A 26551-nucleotide genomic window follows, 5' to 3' on the forward strand; every position below is an offset into this window, starting at 1 on the left:
GGCGCCTTTCCCTCGGGCGCGGGCTCTGGTTTTGAGATAGATTTCACGTTTCCGAACCTACAACCGCCCTGGAGGGGGAGCCGCGGATGCGCATCGGAATCGTCGTCGACTCGGCCTGCGACCTGCCGCAGGACTTCATTGCCGAGCACAACATCGTGCTGCTGCCGATCACCGTCCGCATCGGCGAAGCCGTGCTGGCCGATCACCGCGATGAGCAGGCCACGCTGAGCTTCCTGCACGCGCACGTGGCCGAACACGGCGCCGAGGCGGAAACCATTCCCTTCAGTGTCAACCAGATCCGCGACCTGTTCCTGCAGCAGCTGGTGATCGATTACGACCACGTGTTCTGCATGACCATCACCAAGACCCGCAGCCCGATCCATGACAACGCGCTGCAGGCCAGCTTCGCCATCCTCAACGACTACAAGCCGGTGCGCCAGGCGGCAGGCTACAACTCACCGTTCGCGCTGCGCGTGCTCGATACCCAGAACCTGTTCGCCGCGCAGGCGGTTACGGCGGTGGAAGCCGTGCGCCTGCGCGAGAGCAACGCCAGCGTGCAGCAGATCCGGGAGCGGCTGGAGGAACTGGCCGGCAACGTGCACGGCTACATGGTCACCCGTGACCTGTACTACATGCGTGCGCGCGCACGGCACAAGGGTGACCGCAGTGTCGGCCTGCTCAGCGCCGCACTGGGCAGCGCGCTGGACATCAAGCCGGTGCTGCATGGCTACCGCGGCGAGACCGGGCCGGTGGCCAAGATCAAGGGATTCGACAATGCCGTGCAGAAGCTGTTCGCGGTGGTCGGCCAGCGCGTACGTGCCGGACTGATGACGCCGACGGTGTGCGTCAGCTACGGCGGAGAACTGGACGAGCTGCGTGCCCTGCCCGGCTACGCACAGCTGAAAGAGGTCTGCGCCACCCATGGCGTGACCGTGTACGAATCGGTGATGAGCCTGACCGGCATGGTCAACGTCGGCAAGGGCGCGGTCACCGTAGGCTTCGCCGATGGGCCGCATCGGTTCGAATGAGCGCTGGCCACGGCCGGAATCTGCACATCGATTCCACTGCGGTTGTGCCAGTCTTGCCGCACTTCAAGGAGAACTCCATGCCTGCGCAGTACCACATCAGCCTGCCCGACCCGTCCAAGGCCCGTGGCAATGACCCTGACCTGTCCTTCCACTCGCAGGGCGCCGCCGGTTTCGCCGAAGAGCTGCAGGATGCCCTGCGCAGCGGCACGCTGTTCGAGCGCTGGAAGGCCAAGCAGCCCGACCCGGACGCGGTGGAACCGCAGTGGGGCGTGACCGATCCGGACGCCACCGTGACCGGCGAGCAGAAGGACCTGCGCATCAACCTGGTCGCCACCACCCGCATCGACAGTGATGTGTTCAAGCAGCGCCTGCGCCTGCTGGCCGGCAGCCACTGGGAACTGCGCGACGTGCGTTGAGGCCCTGCTCTGGTAGGTGCCAACCTTGGTTGGCAACTACCGGGACGCGAGGTAGTGCCGGCCGCTGGCCGGCAACCGCAACATCCATGAAGGTGCCGGCCAGCGGCCGGCACTACCAGCCACCACCCAGCGCGCGGTACAACTCTACACGCGCGATCGCGGCGGTGGCCTGGCTGTTGGCCAGCGCGGCCTGGTTGTCCAGTGCGATGCGCTGGGTGGTCAGCACGTCCAGCATGTCGACCACGCCGGCCTGGTACTGCCGGCGCGCCGCCCCCAGTGCCGTCTCGCTCTCATCCACTGCCACGTGCAGCTGCACCGTGCGCTGCTGCTCGGCACTGTAGCCATCCATGGCGTCATCCACTTCGTGCCATGCCTGCAGCACGGTACGGCGGAACTGCAGGGCCGACTGTTGCTGCTGCAGCCTGCTCAGCGCGAGATTGGCCTTCAGCCGTCCGCCCTGGAAGATCGGCAGGCTGATCGACGGACCGATGCTGAAACGGTGCGCGTTCCAGCCATCCAGATCATCGAGCTGCTTGGCCTGGAAGCCGGCGTCGCCATTCAAGGTGATGCGCGGCAGGAAACTGGCCTTGGCCACGCCGATGCCTGCCGTTGCCGCATGCAGTGCCGCTTCGGCACGACGGATGTCCGGGCGACGCTCGGCCAGTTCACTGGGCAGCCCCACCGCTACGGCCGGCAACGCCGGCCAGTCACGGCGTGCATCCTGCAGCTGCGCGTCCAGCGCCTGCGGCGGCTGCGCCAGCAGGAACGCCAGCGCATTGCGCAGCTGCGATTCGCGATGCCGCAACGGCGCGATGCGTGCCTGCAGCGATGCCACCTGCGCGGCCGCGCTGGACACCTGCAGCGTGCTGGCCACACCCTGGCGTTGGCGTGCTTCGGTCAGGCGTTTGATGTCGTGGGCGATGCTGAGGTTGTCCTCGGTGATCGCCAGCAGCTGCCGCGTCGCGCGCAGCTGCAGGTAATCACGCGCGGTTTCCGCCAGCAGCGCGATGCGCACTGCATGTGCATCCTCCTCGGCCATCTGCACGCGCGCGTCGGCCGCTTCCACCTGGCGCCGCACGCGGCCCCACAGGTCCAGTTCCCAGCTCAGGCCGATACCGGCCTGGAACAGCCCGTAGTCATCACGGCCGCCGTTGCCGGACGGATCATTCAGGCCCACCTCGCTGTTGCGTGCACGCACGCCACTGGCGCTCGCGCTGACGCTGGGCAGGCGATCGGCGGCGGTGATGCCGCGTGCAGCACGGCTCTGCTGCACGCGGTTGGCCGCCAGCTGCAGGTCCAGGTTGGCCGCCAGCACCTGGTTGCCCAGCTGCCCCAGCAGCGGATCGTCGAAACCGGCCCACCAGGCCGCGTCCTGGTCGATGGCGTTGCCGGCGACGGCCTCACCCTGCCAGTGGCTGGGCAGTTCCGCCTGCGGGCGTACGAAGTCCGGACCCATCGTGCAGGCAGCCAGGGCCGTGCACAGGCTGGCCGCAACGAAGGTGCGGAACACGGTGACTGCGCTCATGCGCCCTCCCCGCTCTTGTGGCCCGGACTGTGCTGCACGCTCTGCGCGCGCGCGCGGCTGCCCAGGTCAACGCTGGCTTCCACCGACATGCCGGCACGCAGCTGGTCCAGCAGCGGCTGGCCCGGCTCCAGCACGATCTTCACCGGAATGCGCTGCACCACCTTGGTGAAGTTGCCGGTGGCGTTCTCTGGTGCGACGGCAGCAAAGGTGACGCCGGTGGCTGGTGCAATGCTGTCGATGTGCCCGCGCAGCGGCTTGCCCGGGAATACGTCCACCTTCAGTTCGACCTGCTGACCGGCCTGCATGCGGGTCATCTGCGTTTCCTGGAAGTTGGCGACCACGAAGGCGCGCTTCAGCGGCACCACCGCAGCCACTGGCGTACCCGGCGTCAGGTAGGCACCCACGCGCACCGCGCGGCGACCGACCATGCCATCGATCGGTGCGCGCAGCACGGTGTGCGACAGATCCAGTTCGGCGCGTGCCTGCGCCGCTTCCGCACGCTGCACCGCCGCCTGTGCAGCCTGCACGCCCGCGCTGAGGATGTCGGTGCGCTGGCGTGCGGTCGACAGCGCGGCCTGGCCCTGCTGCAGATGCGCACTGGCCACGGCCTGCTTCGACTGCGCCTGCTGCGCGTTCTGCACGGTACCGGCGCCGTCACGGGCCAGTTCGCGGTAACGCTGCTGGTCGGCACTGGCCAGGGTCAGCTCGGAACGGCTGACATCGACACTGGCCCTGGCCTGCGCGATCAACGAGTCCTGCTGGGCCAGTGCGGCCTGCGCATTGGCCAGCTGTGCACGGGCATTGGCGAGGTCGGCACGGGCCGCCTGCAGGGCGACCTGGTAGTCGCGGTCGTCGATGCGGGCCAGCACATCACCGGCCTTCACCGACTGGTTGTCCTCGACTTCCACGGCACTGACGAAGCCGGGAATCTTCGGCGCTACCAGGGTGTAGTCGGCCACCACGTACGCATTGTTGGTGGTCTGGTGGCCGCCATCGCGCAGCAGCAGCCACGCGCCGACGGCCAGGGCCAGCACGCCCAGGCCCAGGCCGGTGTTGAGGGTGGTTCGATTGATCGTCATGAGGGGGTTCCTGCGAAAGGTTCAGGCCACGGCACGTGGCGGATGGATGCGGGTGGGCATCCAGGCAATGAGGGGAATGAAGGCCAGCGCCACCAGTGCGACCACCCAGTACAGGTCGGCCGAAGTCAGCGCCTGTACCTGTGCATGCAGGCGCGCGCCCAGCTGCGGGCCATCGGCCAGCCACGGTTGCTCGCCAAGGCGATCGACCAGCACGGTGGAATGGAAATGACGGCGGCCCTGGGCGACGGCATCCAGCACGCCGCCGGCGAGCACGGCAGCGAAGCCCTTGACCGTGTTGAACCAGGCCGAGGCGAACGGGCCGTCCTGCGGCGCCAGGCCGCCGGTGGCCAGCATCAGCAGCGGCAGCACCGCCATCGGTTGCGCGAACACCTGCAGCAGCTGCACCCACAGGAAGTTGTCGCGGATCCAGGCCACGTCCAGGTGCGAGCCCAGCCAGCAGGCCAGCGCCAGCATCGCCAGGCCCGTGGCCTGCACCCAGCGGCAGTCCACCGCGCGGATGTTCAGCAGCGCCGCCACCAGCGGCAGCGCGATCACCTGCGGCAGCGCCACCCACAGCAGCATCGGTGCGGTCTGCAGCGGCCGGTAGCCCTGCACGCTGGCCAGGAACCCGGACGGGATCGAGATCACCGCCAGCAGCACGAACAGCACGCCGCCCAGCGTCACCAGCGAGTAGCTGAGATTGCGGTTGGCCAGCAGCTGCAGCTTGAAGAACGGCAAGGGGTGGAACCATTCATTGATCATGAACAGCACCATCAGGCCGGCACCGCCACCGATCATCAGCGTGATCATCGGCGAGTCGAACCAGTTCAGGCGCGGGCCCTGCACCAGGCCCAGCACCAGCAGCACCAGCGCCGGCAGGCCCAGCAGCAGGCCGACGCCATCGAACTGGGCGAAGCGTTCCAGCCGCAGCGGGTCCTGAGGCAGGCCCCAGCCGACCATTGCCATGGCGGCCAGGCAGTACGGCACGATCTGCCAGAACGCCCAGTGCCAGCCCACCTGCTCGACCCAGAACGCGGCCAGCGGCGTGCCCATGCTCGGGCCGAACGTCGCCGTCAGTGCGTAGCCGGCCAGGCCGTACAGCTTGATGCCCGGGGGCAGGAAGCGCAGCGCCACGCTCATCAGCAGCGGCGGCAGCGCGCCACCGCACAGACCCTGCAGCGCGCGCAGCAGCAGGAACACCTGCAGGTTCGGGGCAAGCGGGCACAGCACGCCCAGCACCATGAAGCCACCGATCATCGCCAATGCGAAGCGGCGCAGCGAGAAGGTGGCGGCACACCACGGTGCGAAGGCCATCGCGCTGACCGACATCGCGCTGTAGAGGGCGACGATCCAGCTGCCGTCGTCGACGCTGAAACCCATCGCACCACGGATGTCGGCCAGAGCGACCTTGGTGATGTTCTCGTTGAAGCCCGACACCAGCACCGCCAGCAGCACGCCACACAGGCCGACCAGAATGCGGCGATCGAGCCCGGGGGCGGCGGCAGGACGGGGCGCTGCGGCGGCCGGGACAGCGGCGGCCGGCGTACTCATCGCCGGGCACCTATCCGTGCGGTGCACGGCATGTTGGGGGTCATTGGAATGCGCTCAGTGAAACTCCGGGGAGCGCAGTCTAGGGAGCCGGTACCCTGCGAAAAATGGCGCGACCCGCATCCCAGGCGTGCGCCAGTCGCACGCATGCAGATGTCAGCGCGGGGCCTCCCCTGCGCTTTCGCACATGGTCTTGATCGACCGCCGCAGCCACTGGTGGGCGGCGTCGTTGTCCAGGCGTGGATGCCAGGCCTGCACGATGGCGGCGGTCCGCACCGGGATCGGCAGCGGGAACAGGCGCAGCGGCAGGCGCATGCTGACGATCCGCTCCAGCATCACGCTCGGCATCTGCGGCAGGATCAGGTCCGATTCGGCCGCCGCGAAGATCGCGCCGTGGAAGGTCGGGCTGATCAGCGCCACCCGCCGCTGCAGGCCCAGCGCGGCCAGATCATCGTCGATCGGACCACGCGGCAAGCCGCGGCGCGACACCGCGATGTGGTCGCAGGCGGCAAAACGCTCGGCGCTGATCTCCTCATCGAACAAGGGATGATCTTCGCGCGCGGCGCCCATGAACGAGGTACTGAACAGGTTCTGCACCTTGGTATCGGGCGCATGCTTGCCGGCCGTGCTGATGTACAGGTCGATCCGGCCCTGCGCCATCGCATCGTCGTCGGTATCTCCTTCGGGCACGAAGCGCAGCACCGCGCGCGGCGCCTGCTGGCGGAACAGCTCGCGCAGGCGCCCGCCGAAACCACCGACGAACACATCATTGGCACGCACGCTGAAAGTCCGCTCGAGCACGCGCATGTCCACTTCACGACCGGCGTTGAAGACGCGGTGGGCCTGCTCGATCACATCGCGGACCTGCTCGCGCAGCTGCAGGGCGCGGGGCGTGGGCGCCAGACCGCGGCCGGCACGCACCAGCACCGGGTCGCCCAGCGCGGTGCGGATCCGGCCCAGGGTACGGCTCATCGCCGGCGCGCTCAGGTTCATCCGGCGCGCGGCGGCGGCCACGCTGCATTCGTCAATCAGCACGTCCAGTGCCAGCAACAGGTTCAGGTCCGGCAGGGGCATGACAGTCTCCAGTAAATCAGATGAATTTACGGCACTTGCAACCACGGTGGATTGCGTTCGACGCATTCATTGACTGACGCGCACGGCATGGGTGCGCGCGGTGACATCGGCGACCATCCCCGGCCTGCCAAGGAGACATCCATGTTCAATACCCTGCTGGTCGCCCTGGATGGTGGCCCCCAGCACGCGCGCGTGCTGGACCTGGCCGCCGCCATCGCCGGCCCCCACAGCCGCCTGCACCTGCTGTGCGTGCTCGACCCCGAATTCGCGCTGGCGGCCGATGCCAGCGAAGCCGACCGCATCGAGTACCCGGAAGCCGCCCGCCAACGCTCGCGGGCCGAAGCGGTGCTGGCCGAAGCCCTGGCCCAGCTGCGCGAACGCGGCGTCGACGCCATCGCGCAGATTCCCTCCGGCGACCCGGGCGAAGTGATCAGCGAGCAGGCCCGGCGCCTGAAGTGCGACCTGATCGTCATCGGCCACCGCCACCTGTCCCGGCTGGAACGCCTGTTCGAACCCTCGATCGGGCAATGGACCATCGACCACGCGCCCTGTCCGGTGCTGGTGGAAACCCGCGACCCACAGCCCTAGCCACCATGGCCTCCCGTTCCCCGTTGTTTCCCACCCGGGTCAACTACCGCGCCTTCGGTCGACAGTTCGGCCGCGGCGAACAGGCGCTGCTGGGCGCGATACGGCAGCTGCGCGACCCCGATCTGCACGCCGATGGCCTTGCCCAGCTGAGCGGACTCGGGCTTGGCCAGGAGGGATGCGACGCCTTCATCGGCCTGCTGCCGCTGCTGGCCACCCCCGCCGCTCCGATCGATCTGCTGCCGGCCGGCTCTCCCTTCATTGCCGCCAGCGAATTGGACCTGCTGGTCTGCCTGCTGCGCATCGCACAATGGCGGCATGCGCGGCCCCGCGAAGACGACACGCTGGCACCCTTGCGCCGGCAACTGGCACGCTGTGCGATGGCCGTGCAGGCGGCAAACCTGCCGTTGCGGCAGCGCTCGTTGTCACCGGTCGGGCTGAGGCTGCTCGATCCGACCGGCTGGTTGCGGCAGCGATAAGCCGTCGCGCCCCCCGTGTGATCGCATGCAGAGAGCTGCTCAGCAGTCCATCGTTCCGTGCGTGCTGCCCTCGTCATCCAGCACGTGCGCATGCAGGATCACCTGGTTGCGGCCAGCCCACTTGGCGGCATACAGGCCGGCATCGGCGTCTGCCAGCAACTGATCGGCACTGGCCAGAGCCGACGGATGCAGATAACCCACGCCGACGCTGATGCTGACCGCGCCTTCCGGCAATGGCAGCGCTTCGACCGCTTCGCGCAGCCGCTCGGCCAGCGCCAGCACGCCCGACAACGGGCTTCCGGGCACGATGACGGCGAACTCTTCACCGCCATAACGCGCAACGCTGTCACCACCGCGACCGGCTATGGCCTTCAGCACCCCGGCCACCGCCTGCAGGCAACGATCACCGGCCGGATGGCCGTGCTGGTCGTTGAAGGCCTTGAAGTGGTCGATATCCACCAGCAGCAGGCCCAGCTCGGTGCCGCTGCGCCGTGCGCGATTCCACTCGGACGTCAGCCGTGCGTCGAACTCGCGGCGATTGGCCACGCCGGTCAGGCCATCCTGCCGCGCCAGTTGATCCAGTGCTGCCTTGCGTTCCAGAAGATCGGTCTGCAGCAGGACGCTGCGCAGGCCGAAGCCAAGGGTGGCTACGACGAAGCCGGCAACGGCCAACGGCCGCGCATGATCGACCACCAGCGTGCCGACCACCAGCAGCAGCAATGGCAGGATGATCGGACCGGCGGCCTGCACCGTCCTCGCCAGCCGCGGGTGCGGCGTTGTGCCTGCGTCCGGCGCCGTGTCCAGCGCCAGGCAGGCGATCAGCAGGAAAGGTATGTCAATCAGCAGATCGTTGAACGCACCGAATGCATCGTCGGACGTGTAATGGTTGATGTAGTAGGCCACCAGCAGATAGGCCATCGCGTACAGCGCCAGTGCGCGGAAGAACCTGCGCCGTTCGGGCACGTCGCCGGCCAGCCATCGCACCACGGCGAACGCGGCGATACACAGGTTCTGGATGTCGAACATGCGCTGCATGTTGGACAATGCGTGGTCGTCGATGTCCACGCGGGCGGCGAACGACTGCGCATGCACGAAGAACAGCACGCCAAGCAGCGCCGCCATCGCCGCATCGATCAGGCTGATGCTCAGGCGCTCGCGGCGTGCCCGGGCCAGGATGAACACCAGGGGCACGCCATACAGCACGTAAAGGAACAGGCTTGCGCGCGGGGTGAAATCGGCACGCCCGGCGCCCAAGGCGTCGATCATGTTGAACGCCATACCGCCGGCCCACAGCAGCAGTGCCAATGCCGTGGCGCGCCACCCCAGTGCCGCGCGGTCGCGGCGGGCCCGCCACATGCAGGCGACCGTAGCCAGCAGCGGCGCGCCGGTCAGGAAAACGAAGGAGCCTACCCCGGCGGGGCCAGGCCACAGGGCCAGCACCAGGCCATGGCACAGCACATACAGCAGCGCCAGCACTACCGGCATGCATCCCCCCGATCCGCAAGGCCGTCTACGCGCACGATAGCGCGCCGGCACGCCACAGCGGCGTGATCCACTGCGGCAAAACGACACTCCGAGTGCACCGCGATGGTAGTGCCGGCCGCTGGCCGGCAAACCCAATGAATCACAGGGCTGCAGGTTGCCGGCCAGCGGCCGGCGCTACCGGAAAGCCCTCAGCCCTGCAGGGCGCGGGCGTGGTGGGCGATGTGCTCGCCGATGAAGCTGGCGATGAAGTAGTAGCTGTGGTCGTAGCCGGGCTGCAGGCGCAGGGTCAGCGGATGGCCGGCGGCATCGCAGGCCTGCTGCAGGCGCTGCGGCTGCAGCTGGGTCTGCAGGAACTCGTCCGCCTCGCCCTGGTCGACCAGCAGCGGCAGGCGCTCGCCAGCCATAGCGATCAGCTCGCAGGCATCCCATTGCGCCCAGTCGGCCGGGTTGTCGCCCAGATAGGCATGGAAGGCCTTCTGCCCCCACGGCACGTGGCTGGGCGCGACGATCGGCGAAAACGCCGACACGCTGCGATAGCGCCCGGGGTTGCGCAGCGCGATCACCAGCGCGCCATGGCCGCCCATCGAATGGCCACTGATCGCGCGCGCGTCGGTCACCGCGAAGTTCGCCTCGATCAGCGCCGGCAGCTCCTGCGCCACGTAGTCATGCATGCGGTAGTGCTTCGCCCACGGTGCGCGGGTGGCATTGAGGTAGAACCCTGCCCCCTTGCCCAGGTCGTAGCCCTCGGCATCGGCCACGTCATCACCGCGCGGGCTGGTGTCGGGCGCGACGATGATCACACCGTGCTCGGCCGCATAACGCTGCGCGCCGGCCTTGGTGATGAAGTTCTGCTCGGTGCAGGTCAGGCCGCTCAGCCAGTACAGCACCGGCAGCTTCTGTGTTTCCGCCTGCGGTGGCAGGTACACGGCGAACTGCATGTCGCAGCCCAGCGTGGTCGAATGATGGCGGTAGACGTCCTGCCAGCCGCCGAAACAGGCGCGGTGTTCAATGCGTTCCATGGTGCTCTCCTGCGCGGCGCGTCAGCGCACGCGTGCTTCTGGTAGATGCCGACCTTGGTCGGCATATCCACGCCCGGCGTGGATGCCTTGGTTGATCCGTTCATCCAGCTGTGCCAGCAGGCGCAGCAATGATTCGACGCCAGGCTGGCCGTCCAGGTTGCGATACGCCGCCACCGCCACGTCGCTGCGTGGTGGCCACTGGCCGTCGGCGCGGGCTTCGTGCAGGCGCGGCAGGAATACCTGCGCAAGCCACTGCTCGAACGGCATGCCATCGTCGCTGCCGAAGGCCGAAGTCACCGCACGCGGTGGTCCCACCTCGCCGTCGACCCAGCCCAGTGCACGCAACGCCTGCTCGATCGGCGCCACCAGGGCCGCGCGCGGGTCTTCCGCACGCGGCCGGCGCAGGGCATCGAACCAGCCCATGACGCGGCTCAGTAGTGGACCACCGAACGGATCGACTTGCCTTCATGCATCAGGTCGAAGGCGTCGTTGATCTTGTCCAGGTCCATGGTGTGGGTGACGAACGGGGCCAGTTCGATATCGCCCTTCATCGCATCCTCGACCATGCCCGGCAGCTGGCTGCGGCCCTTCACGCCGCCGAAGGCGGTGCCCATCCACTTGCGCCCGGTCACCAGCTGGAACGGACGGGTGGAGATCTCCTGGCCCGAACCGGCCACGCCGATCACCACGCTCTGGCCCCAGCCACGGTGCGCGCATTCCAGCGCCGCGCGCATCACGTTGACGTTGCCGATGCACTCGAAGCTGTGGTCCACGCCCCAGGTGGTCATTTCAACGATGACCTGCTGGATCGGCTTGTCGAAATCCTTCGGATTGATGCAGTCGGTGGCACCGAATTCGCGCGCCAGCTCGAACTTGGACGGGTTGGTGTCCACCGCGATGATGCGGCCGGCCTTGGCCTGGCGTGCACCCTGGATCACCGCCAGGCCGATGCCACCGAGGCCGAACACGGCCACGCTGTCGCCTTCCTGCACCTTGGCGGTGTTGTGTACCGCGCCGATGCCGGTGGTGACGCCGCAGCCGAGCAGGCAGACATGTTCCGGGTTGGCGTCCGGGTTGATCTTCGCCAGCGAGACTTCGGCAACGACGGTGTACTCGCTGAAGGTCGAGCAACCCATGTAGTGGTACAGCGGCTCACCGTTGTAGCTGAAGCGGCTGGTGCCATCGGGCATCACACCCTTGCCTTGGGTGGCGCGCACGGCCACGCACAGGTTGGTCTTGCCGCTCTTGCAGAACAGGCACTCGCCGCACTCGGCGGTGTACAGCGGAATCACGTGGTCGCCGGGCTTGACGCTGGTCACACCCTCGCCGACCTCCACCACGATGCCGGCACCTTCATGGCCCAGCACCACCGGGAACAGGCCTTCCGGGTCATCGCCGGACAGGGTGAACGCATCGGTGTGGCAGACACCGGTATGGGTGATCTTCACCAGCACCTCGCCTGCCTTCGGCGGGGCGACGTCGATCTCGACGATCTGCAGCGGCTGGCCGGGACCAAAGGCGACGGCGGCACGGGATTTCATGGGTGGACTCTCCAGAGACAGGCAATGACAGGATGGGCGGCGCCATGTTGCGCCATCGTTTATTTCAGGTACGAGCGGATCAACGCGCTCATGTCGCGCACGCGTTCGGCGCGTTGTTCATCGGAGGCTGCGGGTTGCCCGAACTCCTCGCGCAGATGAGCCTCCATCACCTCGGACATCAGGCCGTTGACCGCGCCACGGATGGCGGCGATCTGCTGCAGCACCGGCCCGCAGTCGGCGCCGGCTTCCAGCGCGCGGTCCAGCGCATCGCACTGGCCGCGGATGCGGCGCACGCGGGCCAGGACCTTTTTCTTCTCTTCGGGGGAGTGCGGCATGGCGGGCCATCTCGGAACTATACTGGGGGACAGTATACAAGCCGAAGTCACGAACTCAATCCTGGCCGGCTCAATCGAACAATCCCTCACCCGCCAACCGGGTCAGCTCATCCACCACGTAGCGCACCTTCGGCCGCAGGTGGCGCGTCGGTGGCCACAGCGCGTGGATATCGATGTGCCGTTGCATGTGCGCATCCAGCACCGACCGCAACGCGCCGGAATCCAGGTGGCGGCGTACCAGTGAAACCGGCATCTGGCAGATACCAAGCCCGGCGATGGCTGCCTCGATCACCGCGTCGCCGTCATTGAGTTGATACGGCGCATTCGGGATGAATGTCCCTTCGTCCTCCTCGCTACCGATCCGCCACCACACCGGTTGCCCGTGGCGGAAGCCAACAATGCTGCGGTGCTGCGCCAGTTCCTCCACCGTGCGCGGCACGCCGTGCGCCTGCAGGTACTCCGGCGATGCGCAGGTGACCAGTCGCTGGCGCCCCAGCCGCCGCGCCACCAGATGCTCGGCCTGGTGCAGCCCGCCGAAGCGGATCAGCAGGTCGATGCCTTCCTCGACGGGATCGACGAAATGATCGGTGAAGGTCATCGTCAACTGCAGGTCCGGGTACTGCCGGCACAGCCGCAACAGCACCGGCAGCACCACCAGGCGCCCGAACGAGGATGGCATGTCGATGCGCAGCCGCCCGCTGGGCAGGCCGGCCGAACCCAGGCAGGCCTCGGCGGCGGAGATTTCTTCCAGCGCCGCCGCGCACGATGCGTAGTACGCCTCGCCATCGGTGGTCAGCGCGATGCGCCGCGTGGTGCGGTGGAACAGGCGCACCCCCAGCCGCGCTTCCAGCCGGGCGATGGCCTTGCCCACCGCCGAGCGCGAGATGCCCAGCGCGTCGGCGGCCTCGGTGAAGCTGCCTGAGCGGGCCGTGGTGACGAACGTGACCAGGCCATTCAACGATTCCAGCGGCAGCATCGTTCGCGCTCCATTGGGGACAAATAGTCCCGCACCCAGGGAGATCGAAGCGCTTTATGCGCCCGCATGTCAACTCCATCCTGTGTGCATCGCGCCGCTGGCGCCTTCCCCCGCACCGAGATGACCGACATGACCGCCGCCCTGTTCCGCCCCTTCGACCTTGCAGGCACTTCCCTGCGCAACCGCATCGCGATGGCGCCGATGACCCGTGCCCGCAACCCCGGAGCGGTCGCCAACGAACTCACCGCGCAGTACTACCGGCAGCGCGCCAGCGCCGGCCTGATCATCAGCGAAGGCACGCCTGTCTCGCCGCAGGGCCAGGGCTACATCGACGTGCCGGGCATCTGGTCGGCCGAGCAGGTGGCCGGGTGGAAGCGTGTCACCGAGGCGGTGCATGCCGCACAGGGCACGATCTTCGCCCAGCTCTGGCACGTCGGCCGCATGTCGCATTCCTCGCTGCAGCCCGACGGTGGGCAACCGGTCAGCGCCGGTACCCGCCCGGTGGCCAGCGCACCGAAGAACACCTCGTTCGTGTACCTGGACGATGGCAGCCGCGGCCACGCCGATCCCACTCCGGCACGTGCACTGGAGACTGCGGAGATCCCCGGTATCGTCGACGACTTCGTGCGCGGGGCAGACAACGCCATTGCGGCCGGCTTCGACGGCATCGAACTGCATGCGGCCAACGGTTACCTGTTCGAGCAGTTCCTCAACCCGCTCATCAACCAGCGTGATGATCGCTACGGCGGCTCGCTGCCCAATCGTGCGCGCTTGATCCTGGAGACCGTCGATGCGATGGCGCAGTGTATCGGTGCGCATCGCATCGGCGTGCGCCTGGCACCGAACAACCTCACCTTCGACATGCCGTTCTATCCCGACAATGAAGCCACCTATCTGTACCTGGCCGAGGAACTGGGCAAGCGTGGGCTGGCCTACGTGCACCTCAACGACAACCTGCAGGCGGGCCAGTCGGTGCTGGGCGAGGCGTTCCTGCGGCAGTTCAGGCAGGCCTACGGTGGCACCGTCATCCTGGCAGGTGGCATGACCCGCGAACGCGCCCTGCAGCTGGTCGAAGCGGGCACCATTGACCTGGCCGCGTTCGGCCAGCCGTTCATCGCCAACCCGGATCTGGTCGAACGCCTGCAGCGCAACATCGCGTTGGCCACGCCCGACCGCAGCACCTATTACGGGGGCGGCGAAGCAGGCTACCTCGACTACCCGGCCGCGGGCTGATCCCCCACGGGGCCCCCACGGGGTCGGATCCCTTTCCAACGGAAAGGGCTCTGCCCCCTGTTCGGCGAACAAGGCGTCAGAGCCACGCTGCGCGCGGATCCGACCCCGGCCTTCAGGCGTCCTCGCGCACGTAGGCGAACGACTCGTCCAACCGCTCGAAGCCGATCACCTCAGCGACGATGGCCTGTGCATCCTCGTCGCTGATGTTTCCTTCAGCGATATCGTCAACGCGGGCGAACAGCCGCTGCAGGGCTGCGTACTGGTCATCGCGCAGGAACGGCTGGTGGCTCTGCAGCCACCGCCGCAGGTTGCTGGCCAGCTCGCCGTGCGACAGCAGCGTGTACGGCCCCTGGTAGTCAGCAACGGCTTCGACCATCTTGCGGAAAAGGAAATCCTGATAGCTGGCCGTCAGCACATCGGCACGATCATCGTCATGCCACACCAGCACGACGGGGGGCTCGGCAAAGCCGGGCGCGTTGCTCCAGAAGCAGTAGCTGTCGCCGCCGCCGGTCCGCGCGAAGGGCAGCAACTGCAGGTCAGTGCGCAGGGGATTGTAATGATCCTCCGCAGTCAGCTCCTGCCACGCCTCGAGCAGCTCATCGTCCTCCAGGGGCTCATAGTCCTGGGCATACAGCAGCACCGGCGGATCCGCCTGCAGCGTCGGAAATATCACCTCGGACCATTCCGGATGGGGAGCACCCCAACTCAACCGATCCGCTGCGTGCAGCTGCTTGAACAGGGGCGGGAAGGACTGGCCGGTGGCCTGTTCGATGCCGGATAGCGCGCTCATGGATGTCCTTGTCGATAGAGACCGCCCAGCTTGCCCGAATCCGCGCAGGAGATGAACCGGCCGCAGCACGCGGCAGGACTAGACTGCGACCACCGGATGCCGCCCATCGCTGCCATGAACGCCACTGCCCACAGCTTCATCGTCAACCTCGACGTGCCCGACCTGGCCGCCGCCGAAGACTTCTACATCCGGGCCTTCGGCCTGCGCATCGGCCGCCGTCTCGGCCCGGGCGCCGTGGAGCTGCTCGGTGGGCCAACGCCGCTCTACCTGCTGCACAACGACGCCGGCAGCGCCGCCACCGAAGACGGCGACGTGCGCGACTACGAGCGCCATTGGACGCCGCTGCACCTGGATTGGGTGGTGGATGACATCGAAGCCGCGCTGGTACGTGCAGTCGCAGCCGGAGCGACGCTCGAGCAATCCGTACGCGAGCGTCGCTGGGGGCACATCGCCGTGCTGGCCGATCCGTTCGGCCACGGCTTCTGCCTGATCCAGTTCAGTGGCGAAGGCTACGACGCGCTGGTCGAATGGCCGTTGCGCCGTTCACCACGGCAACGGCACCGCTTCGCCGTTGGCGCGCTCGCCGTAGTACAGCGACGGCAGCAGGCGCGAGAGGAAGCTGAACTCCGTGTAGCAGTGCTTGAGCAGGCCCAGCCCGACCGCATCGCCGGCATCGCGGTGCGGATCGGTGCTGTCCAGGCCGAGCACGAAGCGGCTGCGCAGCACACAGCCAAACGGCGTATCGCGTGCGACGTGCAGCATCTGCCCGTCGCAGGGGTCAGCGTTTGCATCCAGACGGACCTGGTCGCCGAAGCCGATTCGCGCGGCGATCACCGCCGATACATCGCCTGCATCCTGTGCCGCCTGCAGGCGCTCGGGCACCAGCAACGTGCGCGGGTCATGGAACTTCAGGCGCGCCGCCACCGGCGGAATGTCGGCCAGTGATTCCACGGCATGGATGCTGGCGCCGTGGTAGCTGCGCCCGCGCTGCCAGGCCGCGTCCCAGCCGCGATGCTCGACATGATCGACCGGATGCCACCAGCGGATGTGCTGGGTGGTCTCGAAGAAGGTGAACCACCAGTCGAGCATGCGGCCCTTGCAGCCGTGCAGATCGGTGCGCACCGCCACCAGCAGGGTGCCGTCTTCGCGGCGCTGGATGACGGTCTCCAGGTGCATCGGTGCCGGGTCAAGCAGATCGTGGTGGTCCAGCCAGGCGCGGGCGTTCACAGCGGTATCCATCGGGGTCTCCTGCGGTGTTGGGAGTCCCGACAATACGGAAACGCTATCCGTTTCGCAATTGTCCGGATGCGGTAAGATGGGCGCAATGAACAGCACCACCGTGCCCGAGCCCACATCACCGACCCGCCGCCGCGGCCGCCCTGCGCGGCCGGAAGCCGAAGTCCGCCACGCCGTGCTGCAGGCCACGCTGGAACTGCTGCTGGCGCAGGGCTACGAGGCCACCACCATCGAAGCGGTGGCGGCGCACGCCGGGGTGGCGAAGAAGACCGTCTACCGCCACGCCAGCAACCGCGAGGAACTGGTTGGGTTGGCGGTGCGTGAGTGGACCGACGGCTTCGCGCCACAACTGCAGCGCGATGCGCGCAATGCCCAAGAGGTCGTGCCGTTGCTGCAGGACATCCTGCACGCGGTGTGCGCGCAGGCGCTGTCGGCGCAGGCGGTGCAGGTATTCCGCCTGCTGGCCACCGACTTTCCCGGCAAGGACGCGCTGCTGCAGGCCTATCTGGACAACGGCATCGAACGCGGCCGTGCGCTGCTGGCCGACTGGCTGGCGCGCCAGCAACAGCGTGGGCTGCTGCGCGAGGGTGATCCTGTTCGCATGGCGCGATTGCTGCTGGCGATGGCCGTGGCCGAGCCGCTGCGCGAACGCGTGATCGGTGTGGTGGCCGAGGATGCGCCGGTGGACGTGCACCTGCGCGACTGCGTGGCGTTCTTGGCGCCGGTGTTGCAGGCGCCGTAAGGTTGTTCCATCCACGCGTGGCGTGGATCTACCGGCCGGTCCCGATTCGTTGGTCGGCAATGGCCTTCCACGGTGGGTGCCGACCGTTGGTCGGCAATGGCCTGCCCCGGTGGGTGCCGACCGTTGGTCGGCACTCCTGCAGTAACTCACTCGCGCAGCATGTCCACGAACGCGCGCAACGCACCGGGCATCTGCCGCTGCTTCGGGTAGTACAGCGCGAAGCCGGCGAACGGTTCGCTCCAGTCTTCCAGCACTGCCACCATCTGGCCGGATTCGATGTACGGGCGGGCGGTGTCTTCCAGCACATAGGCCAGGCCGATGCCATCGAGTACCGCTCTGACCACGGTGCCCTGCTCGCACAGCGTCAGCCGCCCCGGTACATCGATCTCCAGCGCCTGCCCACCGCGCTCGAACTGCCACTTGTACAGATGCCCGCTGGCGAAGCGGAAGCGGATGCATTCGTGTGCGGCCAGGTCGCGCGGATGCTGTGGCGCCGGGCGCCGCCGCAGGTAGTCCGGCGAGCCGACAATCAAGCCACGCAGCGGTGGGCCCATCGGCACCGCCACCATGTCCTCGGGTACGAACTCGTGCAGGCGCACGCCGGCGTCGTAGCCTTCGGCAACGATATCGACCAGGCCATCGTTCTCGGTCAGCTCCACCCGCACGTCGGGATGGGCGTGCAGGAAGCGCGCCAGCCGTGGCCCCAACTGGGTCGGCACTGCGGCGCGGGTAGCATTGATACGCAGCAGGCCCGCCGGCGCGGCGCGGAACTGGTTCATCTCCTCCAGCGCGTCATTCACCTGGCCCAGCGCGGGCTGCAGGCGTTCCAGCAGGCGCTGCCCGGCCTCGGTCAGGGCCACGCTGCGGGTGGTGCGATGGAACAGGCCCACGCCCAACCGTTCCTCCAGCGCGCGGATGGCATAGCTCACCGCCGAGGTCGACAGCGCCAGCTCGGCGCCGGCACGGCGGAAGCTGCGGTGACGGGCGACCGCCGCGAACGCGGCCAGGTGGGTGAGATTGTCAGTGGCCATGATTGTGCAGTTTCACTTGATGAATCATGCCGATATCCGTGCTTCTTGCGGCTGGGTACGGGGCGTATTGTAAAACGCCTTTCGACAAACCCTGCCAAGCATTCCCCATGTCCCTCGCCCGTGGTTACGCCGCCCACTCCCATACCGACCCGCTGGTGCCCTTCGAGTTCGAACGCCGCGCGGTCGGCCCGGACGATGTGCGCATCGAGATTCTCTACAGCGGCATCTGCCACTCCGACCTGCACCAGGCCCGCGACGACTGGGGTGGCTCGATCTACCCGATGGTGCCAGGCCACGAGATCATCGGCCGCGTGACCGAGGTCGGCAGCAACGTCACCCGCTTCAAGGTCGGCGACCACGCCGGCGTCGGCTGCATGGTCGACTCCTGCCGCCACTGCGATGCCTGCGAGCACGACCTGGAGCAGTACTGCGCAGAGGGCGCGACCTGGACCTACAACGGCCGTGAACGCGAAAGCGGCGCGCCGACCTACGGCGGCTATTCCGACCACGTGGTGGTCGAACAGCGCTTCGTGGTGAAGGTGTCCGACACCCTCGACCTGAAGGCCGCCGCGCCGCTGCTCTGCGCCGGCATCACCACCTGGTCGCCGCTGCGCCACTGGAAGGTCGGCCCGGGCCAGAAGGTCGGCGTGATCGGCCTCGGTGGCCTCGGCCACATGGGCGTGAAGTTCGCCAAGGCACTCGGCGCGCACGTGGTGATGATCACCACCACGCCGGAAAAGGGTGCCGACGCCAAGCGCCTGGGCGCCGATGAGGTGCTGGTCTCGCGCGATGCCGCGCAGATGAAGGCGCACGCGGGCAGCTTCGACTTCCTGCTCAACACCATCCCGGTCGGCCATGACACCAACCCGTACATGGGCCTGCTCAAGCGTGAAGCCACCATGTGCCTGGTCGGCGTGCTGACCGAACTGGACCCGCCGCTGACCGGTGGCAGCGTGATCTTCGGCCGCAAGCACCTGACCGGCTCGGCGATCGGCGGCATGGCTGAAACCCAGGAAATGATGGACTTCTGTGCCGAGCACGGCATCGTCAGCGATGTGGAGATGATCGACATCAAGAACGTCAACGAGGCCTGGGAACGCATGGCGAAGAACGATGTGCGCTACCGCTTCGTGATCGACATGGCGACGATGAAGAACGCCGCCTGATCCAAGGCAGATGTGGAAAATGAAAAACCCCGGCAATGCCGGGGTTTTTTTCTGGTAGTGCCGGCCGCTGGCCGGCGCCCCCGCCTGGCTGCCGGCCAGCGGCCGGCACTACCGCAATCCACTCAGTACGCGAATTCGCGGAACACCGGATCGACGTCGCCGTGCCAGCGGCCATGGAACAGCGCCAGCTTGCGCTCGGCCGGGGTCAGCCCGGATTCGACGATCTCCTGCAGCACGTCCAGGAACTTGCTCTCGTCCTGGCCGTCGGCATTGCGCGCCGCGCGGCGCTTGAGGCCTTCGACGGAAATCTTCACGGCTTCGCGGGCCAGGTCGCGCACCGTGCCATTGCGGAACGGCAGGCTCATCGCATGCTTCGGCACACCGTCGCGCAGTGCATGACGCTCGGCCAGGGTGAAGTCACGCACCAGGTCCCAGGCGGCATCCAGTGCGGTGTCGTCGTACAGCAGCCCGACCCAGAACGCCGGCAGCGCACACAGGCGGCTCCACGGACCACCATCGGCGCCGCGCATTTCCAGGTACTTCTTCAGGCGCACTTCCGGGAACGCAGTGGTCATGTGGTCCGACCAGTCGCGCAGCGTCGGCAGTGCACCCGGCAGCACCGGCAGCTTGCCCTGCATGAAATCGCGGAAGCTCTGCCCGCTGGCGTCGTGGTAGATGCCATCCCGGTAGGAGAAGTACATCGGCACGTCGAGCAGGTAATCGACATAGCGCTCGTAACCGAAGCCGTCCTCGAACACGAAGTCGAGCATGCCGGTGCGAGCGGCGTCGGTGTCGGTCCAGATGTGCGAGCGGTAGCTCAGGTAGCCGTTCGGGTTGCCTTCGGTGAACGGCGAATCGGCGAACAGCGCGGTGGCGATCGGCTGCAGCGCCAGCGATACGCGGAACTTCTTCACCATGTCCGCTTCGGTCGCGTAGTCCAGGTTCACCTGTACCGTGCAGGTGCGGGTCATCATGTCCAGGCCGAGCGAACCGACCTTGGGCATGTACGAACGCATGATCTTGTAGCGGCCCTTGGGCATCCAGGGCATCTCGTCGCGCTTCCACTTCGGCTGGAAGCCCATGCCGAGGAAACCCAGCTGCAGTTCGCCGGCCACCTGTGCCACTTCGTTGAGGTGGGTGCCGGTCTCCACGCAGGTCTGGTGGATGGTCTCCAGCGCCGCGCCGGACAGTTCCAGCTGGCCGGCCGGTTCCAGCGTCACCGAGGCGCCATCGCGCAGCAGGGCGATGGTGTTGCCGTTCTCCTGCACCGGCTCCCAGCCGAAGCGGACCAGGCCGTTGAGCAGCGCTTCGATGCCGCGCTCGCCTTCGAAGGTCGGCGGGCGCAGGTCATCCAGGCGGAACCCGAACTTCTCGTGCTCGGTGCCGATGCGCCACTGCGCGCGGGGCTTCTCGCCGGAGGCGATCACCTCCACCAGCTGCGAGCGGTCGGTAATGGGGGTATCGGCGACGTGGCTGGGGCTCGACAAGGGAAAGGCTCGCTGGACGGTGGCGGGGGATGTGGGGCTCGCGGCCTTCCATCGCAAGGGCGCACTATAGCGTGGCACCCCGTTGCGTCATGCGACGGTGACGGGTTTCAGCATCCTACCGACGCCCTCTTGACCCTCGTACACTCAGAGCCATGAGCCGCCATTCACGACACCCCGAACTGCATCGCTCCGAGCGCGTCGGCTGGCTGCGAGCCGCCGTGCTGGGCGCCAACGATGGCATCGTCTCGGTGGCTGGCCTGGTGGTCGGCGTGGCCGCCAGCGGCGCCTCGGCTGCGACCATCCTGGCCACCGGCGTGGCGGGTACCGTGGCCGGCGCGATGTCGATGGCGGCGGGCGAATATGTCTCGGTGCAGACCCAGGCCGACACCGAAGCGGCCGACCTGGCAATGGAAAAGCGCGAGCTGCGCGACGATCCGCACAGCGAACTGGAGGAGCTGGCCGCGATCTACCGCCACCGCGGCCTGGAGCCTGCGCTGGCGCGGCAGGTGGCCGAACAGCTCACCGCCCACGATGCGCTGGGTGCCCACGCCCGCGACGAACTGGGCATCACCGATACCCTGCGCGCCCGCCCGCTGCAGGCAGCGCTGGCCTCGGCCGGTGCGTTCACCTGCGGTGCGGCGCTGCCAGTGCTGACCGCCCTGCTGGCGCCGGTCGACAAGGTCGCACTGATGACCACGGCCAGTACCCTGCTCGGCCTGTGCCTGACCGGCGCGGTGGCAGCCCAGGCCGGCGGCGCCCCGCCGGTACGCGGCGCAATACGGGTGATGTTCTGGGGTGCACTGGCAATGGCCGCCGCTGCAGGCGTCGGTCGCCTGTTCGGCGCCCAGGTGACATGACCGGCATGCTGCCGCCAGTTACCGCACTGCTGGCCGAGATGGCCAGCCTGGCCGGCTGCGCACGCGCCGAAGGTTATGCGTGCATCACCGCGCGGCGCGAACATGGCGCCAGCTCGGTGGAGATTCCGCAACCGCAGTTCGCGATCCTACTGGAAGGCCGCAAGCAGGTGCGTACCGCGCACCAGTCGCTGGAGTTCATCCCCGGCGACATCCTGCTGCTGACCCAGCGCTGCCGCATCGATGTGGTCAACACCCCCGACCCACGCAGTGGCCGCTACCTCAGTGCCATCGTGCCGCTGTGTGCCGAAGTGCTGGCGGCCGCACGCACGCTGTGGAGCGAGGAGCTTCCCGCGCCAGGCCAGGCGATGGCGCGACTGCCGTTGATCGATCATGGCGCGGTGCTGCGCCAGTGGCGGCAATCGCTGCAGGACGGTCGTTACAGCGAAGCGCGGCTGGCCCTGGCCTCGCTGGTACTGACCCTGTGCCGGCAGGGCCACGGCAACCTGCTGCTGCCGCAGGCACCGAGCCTGGGCGAACAGATCCGCGACCGCATCGCCGCCGAACCCGCACGCGACTGGCAATCGCGCGATGTGGAAGAACAGTTCGCGCTGAGCGGCGCGACCCTGCGCCGTCGCCTCGCCGCCGAGGACACCAGCCTGCGCCAGCTGCTCACCGAGGCAAGGCTGGCGCATGGCATGCAGCTGCTCTACACCACCGACCTGCCGTTGAAGACCGTGGCAGCGCGTGCGGGCTACCGGTCTGCAGCGAGTTTCAGCAAGCGCTTCGCCGAGCAGTACGGACTGGCTCCCACAGACATTTGAGGGGGTTCGGCAGGGCTTGCAGCCCTGCACCTGCTCAATGCAACGGCAACGGCAACGGCCAAAGCCAGAGCCAGAGCGGCATTCCGTGGGATGGCGGGACGGTGTGGGTGGGCAGGACACGCCGTAAACCCCCCTTCCGGGGTCCGGCCCAGCCGCTGGCGGCTGTGCGTTCGGGCGCTTGCGAAGCAGTGCTTCGCAAGCAAAGCGCCCTCACCCATGGGGGCTCGATGGCGCCATCCATGGCGCCAACGGTCCTGCCCACCCACACCGCCCCACCTCTGACAGATCTTCGCGACTGTTGGTAGGTGTCGACCTTGGTCGACACATCTGTCAGATATCGAATGAAACTGTGGGGTCAGATCCGTTTTCCTGCGGAAAACGGATCTGACCCCACGAGCTGACAGATCGCGGAAAACTGTCGAAGGCGGGGTGGGTCCGGTTGCGGGAGTGTCCGCGGCATGGATGCCGCGGCCAAGCCCCCATGGACGGGTTTACGGCGTCTCCCGCAACCGGACCCACCCCGCCATCCCACCCACAGGAAACCAGTTTTTGACGTTGCTTTGGCTGCGGCCGTTGCCTCTGCGGGTGCAGGGCGCAGCCCTGCAGACAACACCCCTTCCCTGAGCATTCCGCGCAGCGGTTTGAGCGCCGTGCACACGCCGGCCACGGCACGCTATGCGGCAACGGAACCGCCCGTCATCCACCGAGAACCGCCATGACCCTGCGTCACCTGCCGCTGCGCGGCGCCCTGCTGCTGGCACTGTCGTCCCTGCCGCTGTGCGCGCTGGCCGAGGCCACTTCGCCCGCCCCCACCCAGCAGGTGCCCGGCGTCTATCACCAGCGCGTCGGTGCGCTGCAGGTCACCGCCCTGTTCGACGGCGTGGTCGCGCTGGGTCGGCAGGAAGTGGTGGACGTGCCGCCGACACTGGTCAGCCGCCTGCTGGAAGGCCGTTACGTGCCGGAAGACAAGAAGGGCCTGCAGACCGCGATCAATGCGTTCCTGATCCGCCAGGGCAACCACCTGACCCTGGTCGACACCGGCACCGCGCAGTGCTTCGGCCCCGGCCTGGGCCAGGTGCTGGGCAATCTGCGCGCCTCCGGCGTGGACCCGGCCGAGGTGGATGAGGTGCTGCTGACCCACGCCCATCCGGACCACCTGTGCGGCGTACTCGACGCGCAGGGCAAGCCGGCCTACCCCAATGCCACGGTGTGGCTGTCCAAGGCGGATGCCGATTACTGGCTCAACCCGGCCAGCGAGGGCACCGCGCCAAAGGGCGTGCGCTTCGCCTTCCCGCTGGCACGCAATGCGGTCGCGCCATACCAGGCCAACGGCCACCTGCGCACCTTCAGCCCCGGCGACGCCCTGCCCGGCGGCGCGGTGGCGATGGACACCCATGGCCATACCCCCGGCCATGTCTCCTACCGGTTCGACAGCCAGGGCCAGTCACTGCTGGTGTGGGGCGATGTGCTGCACTTCCACGCGGTGCAGTTCGCGCATCCGGAAGCGGCATTCGAGGCGGATTCGGACCGCAAGGCGGCCATCGCCAGCCGGCGGGCGCTGTTGCAGCAGGCCACCGCCAACGGCTGGTGGGTGGCCGGTGCGCACCTGCCGTTCCCCGGCCTGGGCCATGTGCGTGGCGAGGGTAAGGCCTATGCGTGGGTGCCGGCGGAGTATTCGCCGTTGTGAGGGTGTGCCGACCAAGGTCGGCACCCACCGATCGGGTAGCGCCCGGCTGCCAGCCGGGCGACCGGAAATGCCTTATTCCAGCCCCAGCCAGCCGCCGATCACGCCGCGGGCTTCGTCCACGCCGGTACGGTCTTCGCCGGAGAACACCTGCACGCTGACGCTGTCGCCGTAGGCCGATTGCAGTTCCTTGCGCACCTTCTGCAGGGACTGCATCTGCTGGCTGCGGCTGAGCTTGTCGGCCTTGGTCAGGAGGGCGTGCGCCGGCAGGCCGCGCTGCACGGCGTAGGACAGCATCTGCCGGTCGTAGTCCTTCAGCGGATGGCGGATGTCCATCACCACCACCAGCCCCTTCAGGGCTTCGCGGGTGCGGAAATACTTGTCGATGAAGGCCTGCCAGTGCGCCTGCAGGTCCAGCGGCACCTTTGCATAGCCGTAACCTGGCAGGTCGACCAGATGCGCTTCCGGGGTGACCTGGAAGAACACCAGCTGCTGGGTACGGCCAGGGGTCTTGGAGACACGGGCCAGGGCGTTCTGGCGGGTCAGCGCGTTGAGCGCACTGGACTTGCCGGCGTTGGAGCGGCCGGCGAAGGCCACTTCGGCCCCTTCGTCGGGCGGCAGTTGCCGCACGTTGTGGGCCGAAAGGTGGTAACGGGCGCGTTCGATGAGCAATGACATGTGCCTAGGATCGCATGTTGCGGCGCCGCGCGCCCGTGCCGGCGGCCCCTGCGGGCATTTTGCTGCACTGCTGCGTTGACCGTGCGCGGAAACGGCGTTGATAATCCGGGCGATGCCGGCGGCCACCGCCCGGCCCGGTCCATACGGAGCTTCAGCATGCGCCACGCTCGCGTTCTTGCCGTATCCGCCCTTGCCACTGCTGTAGTCGTTGCCGCTGCTGCGTTCGCGCAGACCACGTTGACCCCGCTGCCCGACAACGGGCCGATCAACACCGCCTCGCTGGAGGTGGATTTCAGCAAGACCCACTGGGGCGATGCCAAGGCCGGCCAGACCAAGGCCTCGGCCTGCGCGGCCTGCCATGGCGCCGACGGCAATTCCACGGTGGAGATGTACCCGTCCATCGCCGGCCAGAGCGAACGCTACGTCGCCCAGCAGATGGCCCTGATCGCCAATGGGCAGCGCAGCTCCGGTGCGGCGGTGGCGATGGTGCCGTTCGTGCAGAATCTCACCCCGCAGGACATGCGCGACATCGGCGCGTTCTTCGCCACGCAGAAGGCCACCGCCGGCATCGCCGATGACACGGCAGTCACCGACGGCCCGTACAAGGGCATGAAGTTCTACGAGATCGGCCAGCAGCTGTACCGTGGCGGCGACGCCAAGCGCGGCCTGCCGGCCTGCATGGCGTGCCACGGCCCCAGCGGTGCCGGTAATCCGGGTCCGGCCTATCCGCACATCGGTGGTCAGCACGCCAGCTATGTCGCGCGCCGCCTGCAGGAATACCAGGTCGGCCAGACCAACGAGACCGACAAGGCCCACTTCCAGATCATGGCGACAGTCGCGCAGAAGCTGAGCGAGCAGGAGGGGCAGGCGCTGTCGAGCTACCTGCAGGGCCTGCACAACAAGGCCGACGATGTGGCCACTGCCCCCCGTCGGCGCAACCGGCTGCCGCCCCCTGACCACCACTGGTCGGCCCGGGCCGCCACCACGGCCCGCGCCTGCGGTATGTTTCCTTCACGCCGGCGACCGCGCCGGCGTTGCTTTTTTCAACGGAGATGCGTGTCGATGAGGTTGATTTCCCGCCTGCTGTTGTCCGTGCTGGTGCTGCTGCCGCTGGCAGCCTGCGCCGCTACCCCCGCCAATGCCCCGCTGGTCGAGGGCAAAGACTACGAGCGCATCGCCCAGCCGGGCCCGTTCCAGCCGCTGGCCGGCAAGATCGAGGTGGTCGAGGTCTTCGGCTACACCTGCCCGCATTGCGCCCACTTCGAACCGCAGCTGGAAGCCTGGGCGGCCAAGCTGCCGGCCGACGTGCGCTTCACCCCGGTCCCGGCTGCCTTCGGTGGCGCCTGGGATGCCTGGGCACTGGCCTACTACGCCGCCGACGAGGTCGGCGTGGCCAAGCGCAGCCACGCTGCCGTGTTCAAGGCCCTGCACGAGCAGGGATCGCTGCCGATGCAGAACGTCTCGGCCGATGAGCTCGCCACCTTCTACAAGGCGTATGGCGTGACCCCGGACCGTTACCTGCAGGCCCTGCGCGGCGACGCCGTACAGAAGAAGGTCGATGCCGCGCGCGCGTTCGCCCAGCGCACCAGGATCCCGGGGACCCCGGCGCTGATCATCAACGGCCAGTACCTGGTGCGTGGCAACAGCTTCGACGACCAGCTGCGCATCGCCTCGGCGCTGATCGCCCAGGCCCGCGCTGCCCGCGGCCGCTGAACCAACACCCACCACCGACACGG

26 protein-coding genes and 2 pseudogenes are annotated in these 26551 nt (G+C 67.8%); 13 read left to right on the forward strand and 15 right to left on the reverse strand.

Translation table 11 applies throughout. The annotated features are described in order from the left end of the window. The first annotated feature begins 86 nt into the window (after window positions 1-86). Window positions 87-1028: a DegV family protein gene (locus CKW06_RS19700; RefSeq protein WP_005410997.1), complete on the forward strand. Its 942-nt coding sequence runs from the start codon at window positions 87-89 to the stop codon at window positions 1026-1028. Between the two features lie 77 nt (window positions 1029-1105). Continuing rightward, window positions 1106-1444, forward strand: a complete 339-nt coding sequence (locus tag CKW06_RS19705; protein WP_005414449.1) for a hypothetical protein — start codon at window positions 1106-1108, stop codon at window positions 1442-1444. Window positions 1445-1556: 112 nt separating this feature from the next. Here CKW06_RS19705 and CKW06_RS19710 read toward each other — a convergent pair whose 3' ends face one another. From CKW06_RS19710 to CKW06_RS19725, 4 genes are all read right to left on the reverse strand, one after another. Beyond that, on the reverse strand, window positions 1557-2969 hold the full coding sequence (locus CKW06_RS19710; RefSeq protein WP_024956048.1) for an efflux transporter outer membrane subunit: 1413 nt from the start codon (window positions 2967-2969) through the stop codon (window positions 1557-1559). Continuing rightward, window positions 2966-4048: an HlyD family secretion protein gene (locus tag CKW06_RS19715; protein ID WP_012481236.1), complete on the reverse strand. Its 1083-nt coding sequence runs from the start codon at window positions 4046-4048 to the stop codon at window positions 2966-2968. Before CKW06_RS19715 ends, CKW06_RS19710 begins: the two co-directional genes overlap by 4 nt. Before the next feature lie 21 nt (window positions 4049-4069). Beyond that, window positions 4070-5599, reverse strand: coding sequence for an MFS transporter (locus tag CKW06_RS19720; protein WP_012481237.1), 1530 nt, complete (start codon window positions 5597-5599; stop codon window positions 4070-4072). Between the two features lie 153 nt (window positions 5600-5752). Continuing rightward, the gene (locus CKW06_RS19725) at window positions 5753-6670 is read right to left on the reverse strand and encodes a LysR family transcriptional regulator (protein ID WP_005411002.1); all 918 of its coding nucleotides are present in this window, start codon (window positions 6668-6670) and stop codon (window positions 5753-5755) included. Between the two features lie 141 nt (window positions 6671-6811). Between CKW06_RS19725 and CKW06_RS19730 the strand changes: the two genes are divergently transcribed. Further along, a complete protein-coding gene (locus CKW06_RS19730; RefSeq protein ID WP_024956049.1) occupies window positions 6812-7258 on the forward strand; it encodes a universal stress protein in 447 nt (148 codons plus the stop codon). A gap of 5 nt (window positions 7259-7263) precedes the next feature. Then, the gene (locus tag CKW06_RS19735; RefSeq protein WP_024956050.1) at window positions 7264-7734 is read left to right on the forward strand and encodes a hypothetical protein; all 471 of its coding nucleotides are present in this window, start codon (window positions 7264-7266) and stop codon (window positions 7732-7734) included. Between the two features lie 39 nt (window positions 7735-7773). Here CKW06_RS19735 and CKW06_RS19740 read toward each other — a convergent pair whose 3' ends face one another. The 6 genes from CKW06_RS19740 to CKW06_RS19765 form a co-directional block, all read right to left on the reverse strand. Next, entirely contained in the window at window positions 7774-9219 is a 1446-nt protein-coding gene (locus tag CKW06_RS19740; protein WP_024956051.1) for a GGDEF domain-containing protein, read from the reverse strand. Window positions 9220-9407: 188 nt separating this feature from the next. Next, window positions 9408-10238: an S-formylglutathione hydrolase gene (gene fghA / locus CKW06_RS19745; RefSeq protein WP_024956052.1), complete on the reverse strand. Its 831-nt coding sequence runs from the start codon at window positions 10236-10238 to the stop codon at window positions 9408-9410. 21 nt (window positions 10239-10259) lie between these two features. Next, the gene (locus CKW06_RS19750; RefSeq protein ID WP_024956053.1) at window positions 10260-10661 is read right to left on the reverse strand and encodes a YqcC family protein; all 402 of its coding nucleotides are present in this window, start codon (window positions 10659-10661) and stop codon (window positions 10260-10262) included. Window positions 10662-10669: 8 nt separating this feature from the next. Next, entirely contained in the window at window positions 10670-11779 is a 1110-nt protein-coding gene (locus CKW06_RS19755) for an S-(hydroxymethyl)glutathione dehydrogenase/class III alcohol dehydrogenase (RefSeq protein ID WP_005411008.1), read from the reverse strand. Between the two features lie 59 nt (window positions 11780-11838). After that, entirely contained in the window at window positions 11839-12114 is a 276-nt protein-coding gene (gene frmR / locus CKW06_RS19760; protein ID WP_005411009.1) for a formaldehyde-responsive transcriptional repressor FrmR, read from the reverse strand. A gap of 70 nt (window positions 12115-12184) precedes the next feature. Next, complete coding sequence (locus CKW06_RS19765) at window positions 12185-13090, reverse strand: LysR family transcriptional regulator (protein ID WP_005414458.1); 906 nt, start codon at window positions 13088-13090, stop codon at window positions 12185-12187. Window positions 13091-13219: 129 nt separating this feature from the next. Between CKW06_RS19765 and CKW06_RS19770 the strand changes: the two genes are divergently transcribed. Further along, window positions 13220-14323: an alkene reductase gene (locus CKW06_RS19770; RefSeq protein WP_024956054.1), complete on the forward strand. Its 1104-nt coding sequence runs from the start codon at window positions 13220-13222 to the stop codon at window positions 14321-14323. Window positions 14324-14435: 112 nt separating this feature from the next. Here the strand turns inward: CKW06_RS19770 and CKW06_RS19775 are convergent, their stop codons facing one another. Continuing rightward, window positions 14436-15113 carry an SMI1/KNR4 family protein gene (locus CKW06_RS19775; protein WP_024956055.1) on the reverse strand — a complete coding sequence of 226 codons (678 nt, stop codon included), beginning with the start codon at window positions 15111-15113 and terminating at the stop codon, window positions 14436-14438. 114 nt (window positions 15114-15227) lie between these two features. On the opposite strand from CKW06_RS19775, the pseudogene CKW06_RS19780 reads away from it, so the two are divergent. Beyond that, window positions 15228-15641: pseudogene (locus tag CKW06_RS19780) on the forward strand (VOC family protein); the annotation flags it as partial. 15 nt (window positions 15642-15656) lie between these two features. On the opposite strand, the gene CKW06_RS19785 reads toward CKW06_RS19780, so the two are convergent. Further along, entirely contained in the window at window positions 15657-16352 is a 696-nt protein-coding gene (locus CKW06_RS19785; protein ID WP_024956056.1) for a DAPG hydrolase family protein, read from the reverse strand. A gap of 76 nt (window positions 16353-16428) precedes the next feature. Here CKW06_RS19785 and CKW06_RS19790 point away from each other — a divergent pair, with 76 nt between their 5' ends. After that, complete coding sequence (locus tag CKW06_RS19790) at window positions 16429-17091, forward strand: TetR/AcrR family transcriptional regulator (protein ID WP_024956057.1); 663 nt, start codon at window positions 16429-16431, stop codon at window positions 17089-17091. Window positions 17092-17237: 146 nt separating this feature from the next. Here the strand turns inward: CKW06_RS19790 and CKW06_RS19795 are convergent, their stop codons facing one another. After that, complete coding sequence (locus CKW06_RS19795) at window positions 17238-18122, reverse strand: LysR family transcriptional regulator (protein ID WP_024956058.1); 885 nt, start codon at window positions 18120-18122, stop codon at window positions 17238-17240. A gap of 107 nt (window positions 18123-18229) precedes the next feature. Between CKW06_RS19795 and CKW06_RS19800 the strand changes: the two genes are divergently transcribed. After that, window positions 18230-19288 carry an NAD(P)-dependent alcohol dehydrogenase gene (locus CKW06_RS19800; protein WP_024956059.1) on the forward strand — a complete coding sequence of 353 codons (1059 nt, stop codon included), beginning with the start codon at window positions 18230-18232 and terminating at the stop codon, window positions 19286-19288. A gap of 122 nt (window positions 19289-19410) precedes the next feature. Here CKW06_RS19800 and CKW06_RS19805 read toward each other — a convergent pair whose 3' ends face one another. Further along, on the reverse strand, window positions 19411-20775 hold the full coding sequence (locus tag CKW06_RS19805; protein WP_024956060.1) for a glutamate--cysteine ligase: 1365 nt from the start codon (window positions 20773-20775) through the stop codon (window positions 19411-19413). Window positions 20776-20927: 152 nt separating this feature from the next. Here CKW06_RS19805 and CKW06_RS19810 point away from each other — a divergent pair, with 152 nt between their 5' ends. The 3 genes from CKW06_RS19810 (at window position 20928) to CKW06_RS19820 (ending at window position 24140) form a co-directional block, all read left to right on the forward strand. Further along, window positions 20928-21632, forward strand: a complete 705-nt coding sequence (locus CKW06_RS19810) for a VIT1/CCC1 transporter family protein (RefSeq protein ID WP_012481248.1) — start codon at window positions 20928-20930, stop codon at window positions 21630-21632. Further along, complete coding sequence (locus tag CKW06_RS19815; protein WP_005411020.1) at window positions 21629-22453, forward strand: helix-turn-helix transcriptional regulator; 825 nt, start codon at window positions 21629-21631, stop codon at window positions 22451-22453. Before CKW06_RS19810 ends, CKW06_RS19815 begins: the two co-directional genes overlap by 4 nt. Before the next feature lie 715 nt (window positions 22454-23168). Then, window positions 23169-24140, forward strand: a complete 972-nt coding sequence (locus tag CKW06_RS19820; protein ID WP_038646393.1) for an MBL fold metallo-hydrolase — start codon at window positions 23169-23171, stop codon at window positions 24138-24140. 72 nt (window positions 24141-24212) lie between these two features. Here the strand turns inward: CKW06_RS19820 and yihA are convergent, their stop codons facing one another. After that, a complete protein-coding gene (gene yihA / locus CKW06_RS19825) occupies window positions 24213-24815 on the reverse strand; it encodes a ribosome biogenesis GTP-binding protein YihA/YsxC (protein WP_005411022.1) in 603 nt (200 codons plus the stop codon). Between the two features lie 156 nt (window positions 24816-24971). On the opposite strand from yihA, the pseudogene CKW06_RS19830 reads away from it, so the two are divergent. Together CKW06_RS19830 and CKW06_RS19835 are read left to right on the forward strand one after the other, a co-directional pair. Further along, window positions 24972-25739: pseudogene (locus CKW06_RS19830) on the forward strand (c-type cytochrome); the annotation flags it as partial. Between the two features lie 138 nt (window positions 25740-25877). Further along, entirely contained in the window at window positions 25878-26528 is a 651-nt protein-coding gene (locus tag CKW06_RS19835) for a thiol:disulfide interchange protein DsbA/DsbL (RefSeq protein ID WP_005411024.1), read from the forward strand. Window positions 26529-26551: the final 23 nt, after the last annotated feature.

The organism is Stenotrophomonas maltophilia (assembly GCF_900186865.1).
Classification (GTDB): Bacteria; Pseudomonadota; Gammaproteobacteria; order Xanthomonadales; family Xanthomonadaceae; genus Stenotrophomonas; species Stenotrophomonas maltophilia.

What these genes read in the sequence shown, in the direction of transcription:
- CKW06_RS19700 (WP_005410997.1), top strand. Translation starts at nt 87, where the DNA reads ATGCGCATCGGAATCGTCGTCGACTCGGCCTGCGACCTGCCGCAGGAC.
- CKW06_RS19705 (WP_005414449.1), top strand. Translation starts at nt 1,106, where the DNA reads ATGCCTGCGCAGTACCACATCAGCCTGCCCGACCCGTCCAAGGCCCGT.
- CKW06_RS19710 (WP_024956048.1), bottom strand. Translation starts at nt 2,969, where the DNA reads ATGAGCGCAGTCACCGTGTTCCGCACCTTCGTTGCGGCCAGCCTGTGC.
- CKW06_RS19715 (WP_012481236.1), bottom strand. Translation starts at nt 4,048, where the DNA reads ATGACGATCAATCGAACCACCCTCAACACCGGCCTGGGCCTGGGCGTG.
- CKW06_RS19720 (WP_012481237.1), bottom strand. Translation starts at nt 5,599, where the DNA reads ATGAGTACGCCGGCCGCCGCTGTCCCGGCCGCCGCAGCGCCCCGTCCT.
- CKW06_RS19725 (WP_005411002.1), bottom strand. Translation starts at nt 6,670, where the DNA reads ATGCCCCTGCCGGACCTGAACCTGTTGCTGGCACTGGACGTGCTGATT.
- CKW06_RS19730 (WP_024956049.1), top strand. Translation starts at nt 6,812, where the DNA reads ATGTTCAATACCCTGCTGGTCGCCCTGGATGGTGGCCCCCAGCACGCG.
- CKW06_RS19735 (WP_024956050.1), top strand. Translation starts at nt 7,264, where the DNA reads ATGGCCTCCCGTTCCCCGTTGTTTCCCACCCGGGTCAACTACCGCGCC.
- CKW06_RS19740 (WP_024956051.1), bottom strand. Translation starts at nt 9,219, where the DNA reads ATGCCGGTAGTGCTGGCGCTGCTGTATGTGCTGTGCCATGGCCTGGTG.
- fghA (WP_024956052.1), bottom strand. Translation starts at nt 10,238, where the DNA reads ATGGAACGCATTGAACACCGCGCCTGTTTCGGCGGCTGGCAGGACGTC.
- CKW06_RS19750 (WP_024956053.1), bottom strand. Translation starts at nt 10,661, where the DNA reads ATGGGCTGGTTCGATGCCCTGCGCCGGCCGCGTGCGGAAGACCCGCGC.
- CKW06_RS19755 (WP_005411008.1), bottom strand. Translation starts at nt 11,779, where the DNA reads ATGAAATCCCGTGCCGCCGTCGCCTTTGGTCCCGGCCAGCCGCTGCAG.
- frmR (WP_005411009.1), bottom strand. Translation starts at nt 12,114, where the DNA reads ATGCCGCACTCCCCCGAAGAGAAGAAAAAGGTCCTGGCCCGCGTGCGC.
- CKW06_RS19765 (WP_005414458.1), bottom strand. Translation starts at nt 13,090, where the DNA reads ATGCTGCCGCTGGAATCGTTGAATGGCCTGGTCACGTTCGTCACCACG.
- CKW06_RS19770 (WP_024956054.1), top strand. Translation starts at nt 13,220, where the DNA reads ATGACCGCCGCCCTGTTCCGCCCCTTCGACCTTGCAGGCACTTCCCTG.
- CKW06_RS19775 (WP_024956055.1), bottom strand. Translation starts at nt 15,113, where the DNA reads ATGAGCGCGCTATCCGGCATCGAACAGGCCACCGGCCAGTCCTTCCCG.
- CKW06_RS19785 (WP_024956056.1), bottom strand. Translation starts at nt 16,352, where the DNA reads ATGGATACCGCTGTGAACGCCCGCGCCTGGCTGGACCACCACGATCTG.
- CKW06_RS19790 (WP_024956057.1), top strand. Translation starts at nt 16,429, where the DNA reads ATGGGCGCAATGAACAGCACCACCGTGCCCGAGCCCACATCACCGACC.
- CKW06_RS19795 (WP_024956058.1), bottom strand. Translation starts at nt 18,122, where the DNA reads ATGGCCACTGACAATCTCACCCACCTGGCCGCGTTCGCGGCGGTCGCC.
- CKW06_RS19800 (WP_024956059.1), top strand. Translation starts at nt 18,230, where the DNA reads ATGTCCCTCGCCCGTGGTTACGCCGCCCACTCCCATACCGACCCGCTG.
- CKW06_RS19810 (WP_012481248.1), top strand. Translation starts at nt 20,928, where the DNA reads ATGAGCCGCCATTCACGACACCCCGAACTGCATCGCTCCGAGCGCGTC.
- CKW06_RS19815 (WP_005411020.1), top strand. Translation starts at nt 21,629, where the DNA reads ATGACCGGCATGCTGCCGCCAGTTACCGCACTGCTGGCCGAGATGGCC.
- CKW06_RS19820 (WP_038646393.1), top strand. Translation starts at nt 23,169, where the DNA reads ATGACCCTGCGTCACCTGCCGCTGCGCGGCGCCCTGCTGCTGGCACTG.
- yihA (WP_005411022.1), bottom strand. Translation starts at nt 24,815, where the DNA reads ATGTCATTGCTCATCGAACGCGCCCGTTACCACCTTTCGGCCCACAAC.
- CKW06_RS19835 (WP_005411024.1), top strand. Translation starts at nt 25,878, where the DNA reads ATGAGGTTGATTTCCCGCCTGCTGTTGTCCGTGCTGGTGCTGCTGCCG.